At 68.1% G+C, this 2,359-nt stretch carries 1 protein-coding gene; it reads right to left on the bottom strand.

The window, feature by feature from the left end; genetic code table 11:
• Window positions 1-2,212 (bottom strand): hypothetical protein (locus tag VH112_12245; protein HEX4541006.1); only part of this gene is annotated, 2,212 nt, incomplete at its 3' end.
• Window positions 2,213-2,359: the final 147 nt, after the last annotated feature.

Below are 2,359 nucleotides of genomic sequence, written 5' to 3'. Positions count from 1 at the left end.
CGTTCAAGAGTGTGGTCTTGCCTGCCCCGTTAGTCCCGATGAGCCCGACCATCTCGCCGGCCCGGACGCAGATGTCCGGTTGGTCCAGGGCCACCACTCCACCGAAGTGGACGTGGACGCCTGTGACCTCGAGTACGACGGCGGGCGTGGCGTCGTGCTCGAGGGGCTCTGGTGCGGCTGCGTCTGGGCGCCGTGCCACCGCGGGGAGCGGCGTGGCCGCGGTGGTCGTCTCGGGTCCGCCAGGTCCGGGGAGGGAGAGGTCGGCGACGGCCCGCCGCGCCCGCCGGTCCAGGATCCGCTGCCACATCCTCTGCCCGACGCCGGCCAAGCCCGAGGGCATCTGGAGCAGCACGAGGAGCTGCCCCACACCGGCGAGAAGGAGACTGAACGCGAGGCTCTGGCCGAAATTGCCGAACACGCCCGAGACCGAGGGGCCGACGAAGAGCGCCAGGCCGTAAACCAGGGCGGCAGCCACGGCCGCGCCACCCAGCGATCCCAGGCCGCCGATCACTGGGATGGCGATGAGCCCGAGCGACAGGTCCGCGGGGAACTGAGTCGGTGCGACGGTCTTCCAGGCGTCCGCCCATAGGACACCGGCAGTTCCGGCAAAGAACCCGGACACAGCGAGAGTGGCTAGTTTGACCGAGGCCGGGTTGAGCCCGAAGGCCGCGCTGGCGCGCTCGTTGTCACGTACCGCGACAATCGACCGGCCTGGAACCGATCGCCGTAAGGCCGCACCCGCTCCCAGGGCGCAGATCAAGACGACGAGCGCAAGGTAATAGACGGCCAGCGCGGAATGCGGCGTCCCGAGCTGCGGGCCCCAGGGTGGCGATTGCAGTGTCTCCCCGAAGGGCTGTGACGAACCGAAGAACGATTGGTGGAACAAGAAGTCGTCACTAATGACGGCGAACCCGAGTGTGGTGACCGCCAAGGTCAGGCCGGGAACGCGCAACGCGGGGAGGCCGACGATGACGAGGACGAGTGCGCACGTCGCGCCCACGACGACGAGAAGCGCTGGGAGCGACCACCCATGCCCGACCCAGCGCGCGGTGAGATACGCGCCGAAACCGACCAATGCGAACTGTCCGAGACTGACCTGACCGCCCCAACCGAGCAAGATCGTCAGGCCCACGCCGACGATCGCGTAGATGAGGATGAGCGAGAGGCTGAACTGATTCGCCGAGGTATGGAAATAGGGGAGCAGCGGCCAGATGGCGGCCAGGGCCAGACCGGCCGCGGCCAAGCCAGCCCGTTGGTGGCGAACCAGACGCGACGAGACGAGACTGCGCGGGATCCGCAGCAGGGGTCGGTCCTCGACGGCGGCGCCGGCGACGGTGAACGCCTGACCGATGGCACGCCCCCGGACCAAGACGATCAGCATCACGGCTGCGAACACTGCGAGCTCGCCGTCGGTTCCGTTCGACATAGTCGCCCCGACGATCTGGCTGATCAGGCCCAGGACCACGCCGCCTCCAAGTGCAGCCGGGAGGCTGACGAACGCACCGAGCGCCGCCGCCCCCAATGTCACCATGAGGAGATACGGGCCCAGCGCCGCCACGTTGAAATTCGCTTCAGTCGGCGCCACCAGGACGGCGGCGATCGCCGAGAGCCCTCCGGCCAGAGCCCAGGAGATGACGCTGACCCGGCTGACGGAGATCCCACTCAGGCGGGCTGCGTCGGGGTTGTTGGCTGCCGCCCGGATCTGCTTGCCGACCACCGAGTACCGCATGAAGATCGCCAGCCCGATCACCAGCAGCGGCACCAGCACTGCGGTCAGGATCCACATGCCCGTGAGCTGCACCCCGCCGAGTTGCAGATGGGAGCCGAAGGGTTGTGGGTAGACCGAAGATCTCCCCGCACCGGGATTCAGGGCGGGGAAGTACGTTAAGGCGAGGAGCACCTGCGACGCCGCCAGTGAGACCAGTAGCAGACGGATCGGCGACTTCGATCGCCGTCGAACCGGCGCCACCAGGAATCGTTCGATGACGAATCCAGTGGTGATTCCGACGGCGATGGCCGCGAGGAAAGCGGCCCACCAGCCCCAACCCCAGTCGAGCACCCACTTGGCGAGGAGGAGCGCCGACAGCGTCCCCATCTGGCCCTGCGCAAGGTTGAGGAAGCGGTTGGACTTGTAGACCAGGACCAGCCCGACCGCGAGCAGGCCGATGGTCAGGCCGTTGAGCAGGCCCAGCACGAGCGTGCCGACGCTCACGAACCCCGTCCGCCGACTTGGTGCAGCACGGTCCTGCCTCCCGCCCCCTCACCCGCCCGGAGGCGAGCTGGTCTACCGAATGCCCGTTCTCCCCGGAAGGAAACGTGGTTTCGCTCGGGACCTTTCGACGCCAGATGGACGCCGGGG

The organism is Acidimicrobiales bacterium, assembly GCA_036270875.1.
GTDB lineage: Bacteria > Actinomycetota > Acidimicrobiia > Acidimicrobiales > AC-9 > AC-9.
This window is presented reverse-complemented; position numbering and strand designations above follow the sequence as displayed.